Source organism: Paraglaciecola hydrolytica (genome assembly GCF_001565895.1).
GTDB lineage: Bacteria > Pseudomonadota > Gammaproteobacteria > Enterobacterales > Alteromonadaceae > Paraglaciecola > Paraglaciecola hydrolytica.
Genome location: NZ_LSNE01000005.1, coordinates 795,438 through 809,511, shown reverse-complemented (window position 1 = coordinate 809,511; position 14,074 = coordinate 795,438). Strand labels below are relative to the sequence as shown.

Below are 14,074 nucleotides of genomic sequence, written 5' to 3'. Positions count from 1 at the left end.
CACCATAAAAGCTGCTATTTTGAGCAGCTTTTTAGCTTGCTGTTTTTTTTCGGGTACTAGTTATGCTGCAACCAATCAAGGAGTTGAAGAACAACTTGAATCCTTAAGAATACTAGTTCAAAACAATGCAGCAGATGGTCCAGTCCAAATAGACTATTTTCAAACTTATTTTTCAAACACTGCTGATCCTTATAATGAAAGTATCTTTTTGAATATTTGGGCCTACGCTCATTTATTAAAGCAAGAATTAGAAACTGCCTATGAAAAGTTGTTACTGGCTCGAACTAAGGCAGATATTTCAAACAATGAATACCAGCTAGCAGAGTCCTTTCGAATCGAGGGCGCCGTATTAGATACTATAGGAGAATACGGTGCGGCATTAGAGGCATTAAACAATGCGTTTGCACTCTATGATGGCTTACAAAGTAGCAAGGTGTTGGGTGTCTATAGCTCATTATCCAATGTTTATTCTTCGCTAAAAAACTATCCAGCCATGCTGCAAAACGCATATAGAATGCTGGCTGTAGCGCAAGAATATAATGATAAAATCCATGAAGGGCTGGCATATTATCGCATTGCACTGGCGCAAACTAGATTAGCCAACCCCCGAGATGCAGCAGTCAATTTTAGCCTGGCAGAAAAAATATTAACTGACATTAACTACCCTTTTATCGGCATTATTTATTATTCAATAGCTGAGGTAAACCAAACACAGGGTAATGTTGATGCGGCATTAAAAAGAATAAGCCAATCTATAGAGGCTGATAGAAAGGTGGGCTTTTTATATAATGAAGTGCCTCGATTGTTGCTGCTTGCAGAGATTTACCGATCGCAGGGTGATATTGAATTAGCGATAAGCGAGCTGAAAAAAGGCGTTAATCAGGATGCCCTTAAGAAAGATAAAATTCAATTTTTACAAATTTTAGAAAGACTCATTGAACTTACAGAATTAACGGATAACGAAAGCGCTCAACTTGGCTTTTTAAAACAATACAACACATTATACCAACAGAGTTTTAATCAGAAACAAGCACAAATGCTGGGAATAAATAATGTGCGACTTAATGTGTTTGAAAAAGATAAAGCGATTAAGTTATTACAAAAAGAAAATGAACTACAGCTACAAAGTAACCTGATACAACAACAAAATATTCGTTATCAAGTGGTTATTATCCTGACAATACTGGTCGCCCTGCTATTAGTGCTGGCACTGTTAATTCGGACCCGTAGACAACGAACACAACTTAATCGTTATTCAATAGAACTCAAACAAGCCACTCAAGCCAAGTCGGATTTTCTCGCTCGAATGAGCCACGAAATTCGTACCCCAATCAATGCAATTTCTGGCTTAACCAAATTGATGCAAAGATCTGCCGACAAACCTGAAGACATCACCAATTTACGCCAAATCGACGAAGCCTCCATTTCGTTATTAGGCGTTATCAATGATATTTTAGACTTCTCAAAGATTGAAGCTGGCAAACTCGACATAGAATCAACCAGTTTCCAGTTAGATAAGGTAATCAGTCAGTCTATTCGTCTACAATCCATAAAAGCTCACGAAAAAAATATTGAGCTTATTCAACATATCGCCAGAGATGTGCCGTTATTTTTGCAAGGTGATGGCATGCGCATCCAGCAAATATTGATCAATTTACTCAGTAATGCTGTCAAGTTTACCGATGAAGGGTTGGTATCGGTAACCGTTAAAAATAAAGAGACTGAGCAAGGGCTGTTGCTTGAGTTTGCGGTTACAGACTCAGGCATTGGTCTTTCGCAAAATCAAATTGATGGACTATTTGAGTCGTTTGCACAAGTTGACGAATCGATTTCTCGTAAATATGGCGGCACCGGCTTAGGGCTTGCCATCTGCAAACAACTTGTTGAGTTAATGCAAGGCAAAATTTGGATTGAAAGCAAACTAGGTCAAGGTTCCACCTTCTATTTCACAGTGCCAGTTCAAGAAGATAAAAATCAGCACATTAGTTCACCATCAAAACAATTATCCGGCCTTAAAGTATTAGTGGCCGACGATGTTTATTTATCGCGCCAGGTAATAGCCGACGCTTTATTGAATGCCAATATCACTCCAGATCTAGCCAATGGTGGTCAACAGACCTTAAACAAGTTGCGCTATGCAGCAGCAGAACATCAGCCTTATGAGTTATTGATATTAGACTGGAAAATGCCAGATATTGATGGCTTAGAAGTCGCCGCGATAATTAATCAAGAATTTAAAGCCAATAAACCAAAAATCATCATGCTGTCAGCTTTTGACTTTTCGCATATGCGTCAAGCAGCTAAACAACTTGGTATCAAACATTTTATCGAAAAACCTTTTAGCGCAAGTGAATTAATTAATAAATTACAGGAAGTCGTCTTTAATATAAAAGCAAATGCATCCATCAGCTTTACAGAAATGAAAACAGTACCTGACTTAAGCGGGAAACGTATTTTGTTAGCTGAAGATAACAAGTTAAATCAAAAAGTGGCATTGGGCTTCTTGAAATACACTAACGCCCAGGTTGTCTTAGCTGAAAATGGTAGAGAAGTGATCGAGGCTTTTAAAAATCAAGTCGCTTTTGATTGCATTTTGATGGACGTACAGATGCCAGAAATGGATGGTTTAACCGCTACCTCAACTTTGCGCAATGAATTGAATTGCACAATCCCCATAATCGCCATGACTGCCAACGCCATGAAACTGGATATACAAAAAAGCATCGATGTGGGCATGACCGCCCATATTAATAAACCCATCGACCCAGAGTATTTTTATCAGGTAATAGCAGAAATTTTACTGACGAGTTCGCAGGCGTTAACCCCAAGTTCACCAGTAACTGCGCTACCCACTGAGGAACCGTTAGCCACAAATCCTATAGAAACCCTGTTGATCATGGATCAACAACAAGCCATGCAAAAGCGTTTTATAGACGAAGAAACTTTTACCAGTATGTTAAAAGACTTTGTTGTGAAGGAGCCCACTATCAATACATTGGGCACTCTTATCGAGAATAAGGATTATCAAGGCATTTACGGAATTACCCACGATGTTCTCCCAGCTTTGACGTATATTGGTGCATTCAACATAGCTAAACTGGCAAAATCAATAGAATTAATTATCTACAATAAAAAACAAACAAACACCCAAGACTTTACTGAACAACTCAATCAATTTCATCAAGCCATGGTTGGACTTGTGATAAAAATTAACAAGCAATTGGCAGAGAGTTCAGAATAAAAAGGTCAGATATACTTTAAATTTAAATCTACAATCGGGACACTATAGCGATAACACTTCGATTCGACCCTGTTTATTCCCAGCCGTCTTTAGCGATAAACCTACGCCAAACCACTAATAATCTGTACCTGCGCGATGTCAGTATCACCTTTCAGCACTTTTAATATGCCATCTTGAGTAAGAGTGCGCATGCCGTCTTTCATGGCTTGGGCTTTCATCTCATGTACCGAAGCTTCTTTATAAACTAGCGTGCGTAATTCTGATGTCATCGACAACAACTCATGCACCCCGGTACGGCCTCGGTAGCCAGTATTACCACACTCGTCACAACCTTTGCCACGGTGCAGCATAATGGTTTCTGGTAGCTTGAGTTCTGCAAGGTAGGCCTCGCCGTATTGACGTTTGATAAATCCAATGTCTACTTCGCTGGCAGGGTACTTTTCTTTGCAGTTACCACAAATGGTGCGCACTAAACGTTGCGCGAGTATGCCTACACAAGCATCCGAAAAGTTAACCGGATCCATACCTAAATCTAACAGACGGGTAATGGTTTCTGGCGCTGAATTGGTATGCAAGGTCGAAAACACTAAGTGACCGGTTAGCGAAGCCTCAATACCGGCATGGGCGGTTTCTTTATCGCGCATTTCACCAATTAGAATGATGTCTGGGTCGGCCCGTAAAAAGGCGCGCAACGCATTAGCAAAGGTAAAACCAATTTTGGGGCTGACTTGAACTTGTTGTAGTCCGGCCTGGGTTATTTCTACTGGATCTTCTGCCGTCCAGATTTTTTTCTCGGGGGTGTTAATATGACCGAGTATGGCATGCAAGGTAGTGGTTTTACCCGAACCTGTCGGCCCTACTACTAGCAGAATACCATGAGGTTTTTTGACCATGGTTTCGATCGTGGCGTAATTATTTGGCGATAAATTCATTTTACCAATTGGCAGAGCGCCGCCTGAGGCTAGTATACGCATAACTACGCCTTCACCGGCCACAGTGGGGATGGTCGCAACCCGCACCTCTATGAGTTGGCCGTTCATGCGAAACGACAATTTACCATCCTGAGGTACACGTTTTTCAGCAATGTTCAGGTTGGACATTATCTTAATGCGGGCAATCACTGCACTATGATGGGAAGCAGGCACTTGAGTGATGTCGCGACATACACCATCTATACGCATACGCACCCGAGTGGGCGCATTTTTTTCAGGGTCGACGTGAATATCTGAAGCATTGAGGCGTTTAGCATCATGTAATACGCGGCTGACCAAACGCACAACCGCTGGTGCATCGTCAGACATTTCATCAGTATGCTCGTCTAACTCATCAGCACTTGAACCAATCTCGTCAAGGATTTCATCCATCGCGCCAGGGCCAGCGCCACCTACTGCTTCTCCGAGATATTGCAGCACTATACTGGGCAAGCTCACTGATATTTCGTAGCTGTCTATACCTAAGGCGCTTTCGATTTCCATTAACAAGGTGGCGTTGTTGGGCTCGGCCATCAATACAATGGGGTTGTCTGCTACGTCTGCTAATACCGCGACAAAATTACGTTTCAAATAAGAGAGATTTAAGCGGCTCTCACTTTGAAACATATGATATTTATCGGGCAGGTATGGCAAAAACGGCACTTGGTAATGCACTGATAACGCGTTACCAAGTTCTTCATCTGGAATGCGGTATTCGGAGGTTAATCGTTGGATAAGCTGACGATTATCACTGCTGCCTTCAGTTAATTTGTTGAGTTGATCTTCACTGAGCAGTTTGCGATGCACTAGATATTCAAATGGCTGACTAGTGCCACCTAATTCATACCGAAATTTTTTGCCCATAATATCGGCAACAGTATTGGCGAGATCAAGATCGTCCTGTTCAAACACCCCTTCTTTTTTATTAATGATCTGCATGACGCCCATCAAAACCCCTGAATCAAGGATGGGAATGCAAATAATATTGCGGGTTTTAAAGGTGGAGGTTTTATCAAATTTGTCGGCAAACTTTAAACGTGGGTGAATGCCCGCCAGTTCTTGCTGATTATAAGGGTCGTTGATCAATAAGGGACTTTGGCTCAGTGCCACATAACCGGCAATAGATAGTGGACTGATTGGTACTTTGATTTCTTTAGTTTCTTTACCGGTTTTAAACCGGGCTACTAAATCTTGATGTTGCCGACGACGCTGAAAGATACTCATACGTTCAGCATCAAATAGGTTCAGGATAAAAGGCTCAAGTTTATGATAGGCATCCATCAATGACGGATGTACCGCCAAAATCTGGTGAATTTGCATGAGCTTATCTTGAAGGGGATCTGTGTCGGTCATTATTGTTATATTTTACTTTTACATCTATGTTGCCGCTTACTATAACTGACACGTTATCTAAGGCAAATAGCTTTCTATTTAAACCTAGGTGATGGCTTTATAATTCAGTGACCTGTGTCTAGAAGCTTGTTAGTTGTATTTCAAATTACAATGCTCTTGTTACATCGATTTATGCGCAACATGGATTGAAATTTAAGGTATCAAACCAACTCCCTTAACTAACTTGAACTGTAACTAATTTGTCACCAACCTCCGCTAAATTGATTTTTGCCAAAACCAGTACATTTGCTTTTGTAAAAATAATACAATTTGCTTGTTTGGACTTTTAGAAAAAAGGTGTTTATTCTCCTAATTCTTCTTTGAATAATTTCTCGTTTTTTAAATAAGACATGTTCAAAAAGTTCATTAACTAAAAGGAAATAGAGATGAAACGATTTATAGTAGCAATGGTGATGAGTTCGTTTTTTAATATAACTTTTGCGGCTGACGTGGTGGGTGAGCGTTATATCAATCAGTTGACTCGCGGAGGCATGATAAGCATCAAACAAGCTGCTGAAAGTATCTATAATACTGGGCTGAAAGATACCGAAGTATTAGATGTTGCTGCAGAAGTTTTATTACAACGTTATCCTAATGCGAGTAAAGGTGATATTGATACCTTAGCCTGGTTATGTAAGGCCTTGGGACAATCTGGCAATAGCAGATATTACTCAGCATTATATGAAGTTGCTGAAAGTGATGCTCATAGAAAACTCCGTAAATATGCTGATAACGCAGCGGATGATGTCGGTAAATCTAAAGATCAACAATATGCAAAGGGCATGGTCGATCTAGATGGATTACGTGACTCCAGCCAAACCGCCACAGCTAAAACATCTGTAGCGGCAAAGGTGTCAAGTAGTTCAGCTAAACAAAGTCTTGATGTAATTACTGAAGGGATGTCGATGCAAGAGGTCTACGACCTTGTTGGTCAGCCAACTGCAACAACAACCCATCAAACGGGTAAAGCTTGGATTCCATTTAATTATGGGAAAAAGGATTTGGCGCGTACTATTTTGCTTTACAAAGGGCAAGGTAGAGTGATTTGTAGTCATGATGGTTACTCTTCAACATCCAGAGTATTAGAAGTGCTAATCGATTCTAATGAAACTGGGTATCCCTAGTCGTTTTTATGATCTGTAAAAGCGTGATGTATTGATAATAATAATAAGGCCTATGTCACTTTGATTGTGGCCTGTTTTTTCCTATTTTTGAAAGTAAGACACTCGCCAAACGTCTGCGCGTTATGAGTGTTAATTTTACGACTCAAATTGATCTGCCGTATTCGCAACGACATTAGCAAATTTCCTTCCAGATGTGCTTGGTCGCTAGTTGTTAGATCTATTCTCTTTGTCATAAAAACAGTATGTAGTAACGCAGTGTTAAGGATTTGTGAATCTATTTGTGCATTGTTAAAGGATGACATTGGTTACGGATGATATGCGTTTTAATTTTTCACTTTGATATAAATGGATTAAGCCTCTCCTTTATGGTTAGGATAGCCTTTGGATTATCAGTAATAATTTTAAGGTCATGAAAGCGATGAGTAATACAGAACAGGACTCAGCTGTTAATGCTCCAAAACGAAAAATTAAAGCCGATACTGCGCTGGTGATATTAGCGGTATTGGCACTTCTGTATACTTTGTATCTAGCGCAAACTTTATTTATACCATTTGTAGTTACCTTATTAATTGCCTTATTAATGAGTCCTTTGGTGACGATGTTAGAACGAGTGCATGTGCCGCGCTTTCTATCTGCTTTGGTACTACTCACTATGTTAATTGCCCCCTTTAGTTTGTTAGGGGTGCAGTTAGCCGAACCCGTACAGAAATGGGCCAAATTACTGCCGCAATTGTCTTTACAATTTAGTGAACAAATCAACTCTCTCAATGAAGCTATCCATGGTGATGAGACCACTAAAGACGTAAAAACTGAAACTAAGTCTGGTTTTCGCCTTTTTGGTTGGTTTTCCGATGAATCTGTTGAACAGCCCAAAGAGCCCGAAAAAAATATTGTGACTGAAAGGATCAAGCAGGGAGGTATGGAAATACTAGTGACTATGCTCGCAGCCACGCCCATAGTCATAGCGCAAATTTTGACAGGCTTAGTACTAATCCTGTTTCTACTGATATTTGGCCCTTCCTTGTTTCAAGCTTATGTGGATGGTTTAGCCAAAGATCATGAAAAGCGACAGGCAATATCCCTAGTAGGCAATATTCAGCGGGTATTATCACGTTATATCAGTACGATTAGTTTGATTAATTTGGGGCTGGGTGCATGTACTGCATTATGTCTTCAACTGCTGGGTGTTGAGGATGCCTTGCTGTGGGGAGTGTTAGCAGCGATGTTAAATTTTATTCCCTATGTGGGTAGCCTGATAGGGTTGTGTATATTATCACTCGCCGGTTTAACTCAATATGGCATGGTACCCGCAGCCTTAGTGCCACCTTTGGTGTATTTAATGTTCAACATCATTGAATCACAATTTGTTACTCCGACTATTCTTGGTAAACACATGCGTCTTAACCCACTAATTGTGATTTTATGGTTAATTATTTGGGGCTGGTTGTGGGGCGCTGTGGGAGTGTTATTAGCGGTACCTTTATTAGTGTGCATTAAATTGATCATCGGACAATTAGGCATTTGGCATCAACTGATCGCCATGTTGGAAGCCAAAGGCTAGGGTCTTGGTTGTTAAAGTCCTTTTTATATTTGTCTTAAATTATAACTACCTAGTCATTAAACAAGGATATACATAGTAAATTCTTTGGTTTTAATGTTGCATCCTAACTCAACACATGTATAATTCGCGCCCACTTGTTCTGATGGACGGTGATTTTGGTTAGGGTTAATGTGCAACTGCACTATTACAAATAACCAATCTTATAAACAAGACCCCAATTGGGGGTCGGCGGTAAACACACACATCCCCCCACTATGATTTAGGTGGTTGAGGATGATTTTTTTTGTTCTTTCGATTGGAGCTTAATCGATGCCAAATCAAAGAATTCGTATTCGTTTGAAAGCGTTTGATCATAAATTGATCGATCAGTCTACGGCTGAAATCGTTGAAACTGCGAAGCGTACAGGTGCTCAGGTTAGCGGTCCTATTCCACTGCCAACTCGTAAAGAGCGCTACACAGTGTTGGTTTCTCCTCATGCAAATAAAGATGCGCGTGATCAGTATGAAATCCGCACACACAAGCGTTTGGTAGATATCATTGAGCCTACTGATAAAACAGTAGATGCTTTAATGAGATTGGACTTGGCTGCTGGTGTTGATGTTCAAATCAGCCTGGGCTAACAAGAGAGGGTTTTAACATGGCGATTGGTCTTATCGGTCGTAAAGTAGGTATGACTCGTATCTTCACTGAAGATGGCGTTTCAATCCCTGTGACTGTTATTGAAGCAACTCCGAATCGTGTTACTCAGTTACGTACTGAAGCAACCGACGGATACAACGCGCTACAAGTAACGGCTGGCGACAAAAAAGCTAACCGTGTAAACAAAGCTCAAGCAGGTCATTTTGCTAAAGCTGGTGTTGATGCTGGTCGCGGTTTGTGGGAGTTCCGTTTAGAAGCCAATGAAGGTGAAGGCATCGTAGTAGGCAGTGAATTAACTGTTGAAATGTTTGCTGATACCAAAATGGTTGATGTAGCGGGTACTTCAAAAGGTAAAGGTTTTGCTGGTGTTATTAAACGCTGGAACTTCAGTCATCAACGTAACTCACACGGTAACTCATTGTCTCACCGTGCACCTGGTTCAATTGGTCAAAACCAAAGCCCAGGTAAAGTTTTCAAAGGCAAAAAAATGGCTGGTCAGCTTGGTAACAAGCGTATCACCGTACAGTCTTTGGATGTAGTTCGTGTTGATCTTGAGAACAACCTTTTATTAGTAAAAGGTAACGTTCCTGGAGCTCCTGGTGGCGATGTCATCGTGAAAGCTGCAGTTAAAGCGTAACGTCTGGGGAGTTAAGTGATGGAATTAGTATTGAAAGACGCCAAAGGCGCTCTTGAAGTATCCGAAGCAACCTTTGGACGTGAATTCAACGAAGCACTAGTACATCAAGTAGTAGTAGCTTTCGGTGCCGGAGCCCGTCAAGGTTCTCGTGCACAGAAAACACGCGCTGAAGTTCGCGGTGGTGGAAAAAAGCCTTGGAAACAAAAAGGTTCTGGTCGTGCCCGTGCTGGTACAATCCGTAGCCCCATTTGGCGTTCTGGTGGTGTAGCTTTTGCTGCAAAACCACAAGACCATAGCCAAAAAGTTAACAAGAAGATGTACCGTGGTGCGATTCAAAGCATCTTGTCTGAATTGGTACGTCAAGACCGTTTAATCGTGGTCGAACAGTTTTCAGTTGAGAGCCCTAAAACGAAAGAATTACTTTCTAAATTAGCGGCTCTTGAACTAAAAGACGTGCTTATTGTGACATCAGAAGTTGATGAGAATTTATTCTTGTCTGCACGCAACTTGTATAAAGTTGACGTACGTGATGTTCAGGGCATTGACCCAGTAAGTCTTATTGCATTTGAGAAAGTATTGATGACTGCTGCTGCAGTGAAGCAATTAGAGGAGGCGTTAGCATGATCAATGAAGAGCGTCTACTTAAGGTGTTATTAGCACCACATGTTTCTGAAAAAGCAACGCTAGCCGCTGAAAGCAACAACACTGTTGTGCTTAAAGTAGCCAAAGATTCGAACAAAGAAGAAATCAAACAAGCAGTTGAAAAATTGTTTGAAGTTGAAGTCGACTCAGTTCGTACTATGAACGTTAAGGGTAAAACCAAGCGTCACGGTTCATCTTTTGGTAAGCGTAAAGACTGGAAAAAAGCCTACGTCGTGCTTAAAGAAGGTCAAGACATCGACTTCAGTGGCGGCGCAGAGTAAGAAGGGGATTAGATATGCCATTATTGAAAGCTAAACCGACTTCTCCTGGTCGTCGTCACGTAGTTCAGGTAACCAACCCTGATCTACATAAAGGTGCACCATATGCGCCTTTATTAGAAAAAAATAGCAAGTCTGGTGGTCGAAACAACAATGGTCGCATTACCGTGCGTCATGTTGGTGGTGGCCACAAGCAGCATTATCGCGTTATCGATTTTAAACGTAATAAAGATGGCATTCCAGCCACTGTTGAGCGTTTAGAATATGATCCAAACCGTTCTGCTAACATCGCTTTGGTGTTGTATGCAGATGGTGAGCGTCGTTATATTTTAGCTCCTAAAGGTGCTAAAGCTGGTGATCAGGTTCAATCTGGTCCAGACGCTGCGATTAAAGCAGGTAATACTTTACCAATGCGTAACATTCCAGTAGGTACTACGGTACACGCTATTGAAATGAAGCCTGGTAAAGGTGCACAAATTGCTCGTTCAGCAGGTACTTACGCGCAGATCCTAGCTCGTGCCGAAGGTTATATAACGCTTCGTTTACGTTCTGGTGAAGTTCGCCGAGTATTGGCAGATTGCCGTGCCACCATTGGTGAAATCGGTAATGCAGAACATATGCTACGTTCACTTGGTAAAGCTGGTGCAACTCGTTGGCGCGGTGTTCGCCCAACAGTGCGCGGTGTTGCCATGAACCCAGTAGATCACCCACATGGTGGTGGTGAAGGTCGTACCTCTGGTGGCCGTCATCCCGTTACACCTTGGGGTATTCCTACTAAGGGTAAGAAAACACGTAGTAACAAGCGTACCGATAAACTTATCGTACGTCGTCGTAATAAGTAACAGCGAGGATTCACCATGCCACGTTCTCTCAAGAAGGGTCCATTCATAGACCTACACTTGTTGAAGAAGGTTGAGGCTGCAGTGGAAAAGAGCGACAAGAAACCAATCAAAACTTGGTCTCGTCGCTCTATGATCATCCCAGATATGATTGGGTTGACCATTGCGGTCCATAACGGTCGCCAACATGTTCCAGTTTTCGTCTCTGACGAAATGGTCGGCCATAAGTTGGGCGAATTTGCGCCAACACGCACTTACCGCGGCCATGTCGCGGATAAGAAAGCCAAGAAATAAGGGAGATAAAAATGCAAGCATTAGCTAAACATTGTCACGCCCGTACTTCGGCTCAAAAAGCGCGCTTGGTAGCAGATCAAATTCGTGGTTTACACGTTGAAAAGGCCCTTGAACTTTTGACCTATAGTCCTAAGAAAGGCGCCGATCTAATCAAAAAAGTATTAGAATCAGCGATTGCGAACGCCGAACACAACGAAGGAGCGGACATCGACGAATTGACTGTCTCGCAAATCTTTGTTGATGAAGGTCCAACTATGAAGCGTATCAAGCCAAGAGCCAAAGGCCGTGCTGATCGTATATTTAAGCGTAGCAGTCACATCACTGTTGTTGTGTCTGATAACTAGGAGAAAGTAATGGGACAGAAGGTACATCCTACAGGTATACGCCTGGGTATCAGCAAACCATGGACATCTACCTGGTACGCGAATACTGCAGATTATGCAAATAACCTGTTTAACGACCATCAGGTACGTCAGTATCTGACTAAGGCGCTTAAAGCAGCTTCTTTGTCTAAAATCATTATCGAGCGTCCTGCCAAAGCGATCCGTGTGACTATTCACACAGCCCGTCCAGGTGTGGTTATCGGTAAAAAAGGTGAAGACGTAGAGAAGATCCGCAAGCATGTATCTAAGCTAGCCGGCGTGCCAGCTCAGATCAACATTGCTGAAGTGCGTAAGCCAGAACTAGATGGCCAGTTGGTTGCTGATAGCATCGCAAGCCAATTAGAGCGTCGTGTAATGTTCCGTCGTGCTATGAAGCGCGCGGTACAAAACGCAATGCGTATTGGTGCCAAGGGTATCAAAGTTGAAGTTAACGGTCGTTTAGGCGGCGCTGAGATTGCACGTACTGAATGGTATCGTGAAGGTCGTGTACCACTACACACTTTCCGTGCTGATATCGACTATGCAACGTCAGAAGCGTTAACAACTTACGGTATCATTGGCGTTAAAGTATGGATCTTTAAAGGTGAAGTATTAGGTGGTTTACCACTTACTCATGAACAGCCAGCGGCTGCTCCTGCACCTAAGAAGAAGCCTCGTACTGCTAAGCGTGAGGGCTAATAATTATGTTACAACCTAAACGTATGAAGTTCCGTAAAATGCATAAGGGTCGTAACCGTGGTCTAGCCACTGGTTGCAACGTAAGTTTTGGTACTTACGCCCTTAAGGCAGTTGGCCGTGGTCGTATGACTGCTCGCCAAATCGAATCGGCTCGTCGCGCCATGACTCGTGCTGTTAAACGTCAAGGAAAAATCTGGATTCGGGTTTTCCCTGACAAGCCAATTACTCAGAAGCCTCTAGAAGTGCGTCAAGGTAAAGGTAAAGGTAGCGTTGAGTACTGGGTATGCCAAATTCAACCAGGTCGCGTGTTATATGAAATGGACGGAGTTCCAGAAGCATTAGCTCGTGAAGCATTTGAATTAGCAGCTGCGAAACTGCCGTTTAAAACCACCTTTGTAACTCGGACGGTGATGTAATGAAAGCGACAGAACTGAAAGAAAAAAGCGTCGAAGAATTGAACGTAGAACTTTTAAGTTTATTACGTGAACAATTCAACTTACGTATGCAAGCGAGCACAGGTCAGCTTGAAAAAACTGATGGTCTTCGTAAAGTGCGTCGTAGTATTGCGCGTGTTAAAACCATTTTGACTGAGAAGGCTGCAGCGTAATGACTGAATCAACTCGTACAGTGCAAGGTCGTGTGGTTAGCAACAAAATGGATAAAACCATTACCGTTGCAGTAGAACGTAAAGTGAAACATCCTATTTATGGTAAGTTCATTAAACGTACTACTAAGCTACACGCTCATGACGAAACAAACCAATGTAACGAAGGCGACGTAGTCACAGTACGTGAATGCCGTCCTTTGTCAAAATCCAAAAATTGGATGTTGGTAAAAATCGTAACTAAAGCTGTTCAGCTTTAATTAAACAGTATTTAAAAAGCGCTTCTTGTAAAAGAGGCGCTTTTTTTTGCTTTAATTCTTGTCCCTATATGGACTTAATTTAATTGCTGCATTAATTAGAAAACTTAACCAAATCTGCTTTTAATGCAACACCCGCAATAATATTCCCCGAGCCACATTCAAACTCAGTGGTACTTGAAAATTCATGATGTTTGTAATTTGAAGTAATGTTTACGACAGCATCCATTCCTTCCCTTTGTGCTTTCAATTGAAAGACTTTAATGGCGGATAAAAATGCCCATTCGCAGGCTTCTTGAGCAGATTTATTAAAGGCATTGGTTTTTTGACTTGTGGTCATGCCCTTTAATTTTCTGTCGGTTTTAGCGTATGCCTGATCAGCAAAATACAAAGGCACGTCATACAATACTTCTTTTGCTTTGCTGGATTGTAATAAGGGGGTAATTTCAAATTTGAGTATTTCATCTTTTGCCCAAACACTATTCGAGAGTAAAACTCCAGTTGTGATAGTTATTATTAGTAATTTATTCATT

The 14,074-nt window shown here is 41.7% G+C and carries 16 protein-coding genes; 14 read left to right on the top strand and 2 right to left on the bottom strand.

Translation table 11 applies throughout. The features are described from left to right. The first annotated feature begins 19 nt into the window (after positions 1 to 19). Positions 20 to 3,241, top strand: a complete 3,222-nt coding sequence (locus AX660_RS11605) for a tetratricopeptide repeat-containing hybrid sensor histidine kinase/response regulator (protein ID WP_235594723.1) — start codon at positions 20 to 22, stop codon at positions 3,239 to 3,241. A 101-nt stretch (positions 3,242 to 3,342) separates the two neighbouring features. On the opposite strand, the gene AX660_RS11600 is transcribed toward AX660_RS11605, so the two are convergent. Continuing rightward, positions 3,343 to 5,532 (bottom strand): GspE/PulE family protein, encoded by a 2,190-nt coding sequence (locus AX660_RS11600; protein ID WP_235594722.1) that lies wholly within the window; start codon positions 5,530 to 5,532, stop codon positions 3,343 to 3,345. A 458-nt stretch (positions 5,533 to 5,990) separates the two neighbouring features. Here AX660_RS11600 and AX660_RS11595 point away from each other — a divergent pair, with 458 nt between their 5' ends. The 13 genes from AX660_RS11595 to rpsQ all read left to right on the top strand — a co-directional run bounded on the left by AX660_RS11595 (position 5,991) and on the right by rpsQ (position 13,544). Next, a complete protein-coding gene (locus tag AX660_RS11595) occupies positions 5,991 to 6,728 on the top strand; it encodes a hypothetical protein (RefSeq protein ID WP_068376664.1) in 738 nt (245 codons plus the stop codon). Positions 6,729 to 7,146: 418 nt separating this feature from the next. Continuing rightward, the gene (locus AX660_RS11590) at positions 7,147 to 8,289 is read left to right on the top strand and encodes an AI-2E family transporter (RefSeq protein WP_082768882.1); all 1,143 of its coding nucleotides are present in this window, start codon (positions 7,147 to 7,149) and stop codon (positions 8,287 to 8,289) included. Between the two features lie 309 nt (positions 8,290 to 8,598). After that, entirely contained in the window at positions 8,599 to 8,910 is a 312-nt protein-coding gene (gene rpsJ, locus AX660_RS11585; protein WP_068376659.1) for a 30S ribosomal protein S10, read from the top strand. Positions 8,911 to 8,927: 17 nt separating this feature from the next. After that, complete coding sequence (gene rplC, locus AX660_RS11580) at positions 8,928 to 9,566, top strand: 50S ribosomal protein L3 (protein ID WP_068376656.1); 639 nt, start codon at positions 8,928 to 8,930, stop codon at positions 9,564 to 9,566. Between the two features lie 18 nt (positions 9,567 to 9,584). Further along, the gene (gene rplD / locus AX660_RS11575; protein WP_068376653.1) at positions 9,585 to 10,190 is read left to right on the top strand and encodes a 50S ribosomal protein L4; all 606 of its coding nucleotides are present in this window, start codon (positions 9,585 to 9,587) and stop codon (positions 10,188 to 10,190) included. After that, positions 10,187 to 10,489, top strand: coding sequence for a 50S ribosomal protein L23 (rplW, locus tag AX660_RS11570; RefSeq protein ID WP_068376650.1), 303 nt, complete (start codon positions 10,187 to 10,189; stop codon positions 10,487 to 10,489). Before rplD ends, rplW begins: the two co-directional genes overlap by 4 nt. 14 nt (positions 10,490 to 10,503) lie before the next feature. Beyond that, complete coding sequence (rplB, locus tag AX660_RS11565; protein ID WP_068376647.1) at positions 10,504 to 11,328, top strand: 50S ribosomal protein L2; 825 nt, start codon at positions 10,504 to 10,506, stop codon at positions 11,326 to 11,328. A gap of 15 nt (positions 11,329 to 11,343) precedes the next feature. Next, entirely contained in the window at positions 11,344 to 11,619 is a 276-nt protein-coding gene (gene rpsS / locus AX660_RS11560) for a 30S ribosomal protein S19 (protein ID WP_068376644.1), read from the top strand. A gap of 11 nt (positions 11,620 to 11,630) precedes the next feature. After that, the gene (gene rplV / locus AX660_RS11555) at positions 11,631 to 11,963 is read left to right on the top strand and encodes a 50S ribosomal protein L22 (RefSeq protein WP_068376641.1); all 333 of its coding nucleotides are present in this window, start codon (positions 11,631 to 11,633) and stop codon (positions 11,961 to 11,963) included. A gap of 9 nt (positions 11,964 to 11,972) precedes the next feature. Further along, on the top strand, positions 11,973 to 12,680 hold the full coding sequence (gene rpsC, locus AX660_RS11550) for a 30S ribosomal protein S3 (RefSeq protein WP_068376639.1): 708 nt from the start codon (positions 11,973 to 11,975) through the stop codon (positions 12,678 to 12,680). A gap of 5 nt (positions 12,681 to 12,685) precedes the next feature. Beyond that, complete coding sequence (gene rplP / locus AX660_RS11545; RefSeq protein ID WP_068376635.1) at positions 12,686 to 13,096, top strand: 50S ribosomal protein L16; 411 nt, start codon at positions 12,686 to 12,688, stop codon at positions 13,094 to 13,096. Next, the gene (rpmC, locus tag AX660_RS11540) at positions 13,096 to 13,287 is read left to right on the top strand and encodes a 50S ribosomal protein L29 (protein ID WP_068376631.1); all 192 of its coding nucleotides are present in this window, start codon (positions 13,096 to 13,098) and stop codon (positions 13,285 to 13,287) included. Before rplP ends, rpmC begins: the two co-directional genes overlap by 1 nt. After that, positions 13,287 to 13,544: a 30S ribosomal protein S17 gene (gene rpsQ, locus AX660_RS11535; RefSeq protein ID WP_068376628.1), complete on the top strand. Its 258-nt coding sequence runs from the start codon at positions 13,287 to 13,289 to the stop codon at positions 13,542 to 13,544. The genes rpmC and rpsQ overlap by 1 nt, the downstream gene beginning before the upstream one ends. Positions 13,545 to 13,635: 91 nt before the next feature. Here the strand turns inward: rpsQ and AX660_RS11530 are convergent, their stop codons facing one another. Beyond that, positions 13,636 to 14,073 (bottom strand): excinuclease ABC subunit A, encoded by a 438-nt coding sequence (locus AX660_RS11530; RefSeq protein WP_068376624.1) that lies wholly within the window; start codon positions 14,071 to 14,073, stop codon positions 13,636 to 13,638. Between the last annotated feature and the right edge of the window lies 1 nt (position 14,074).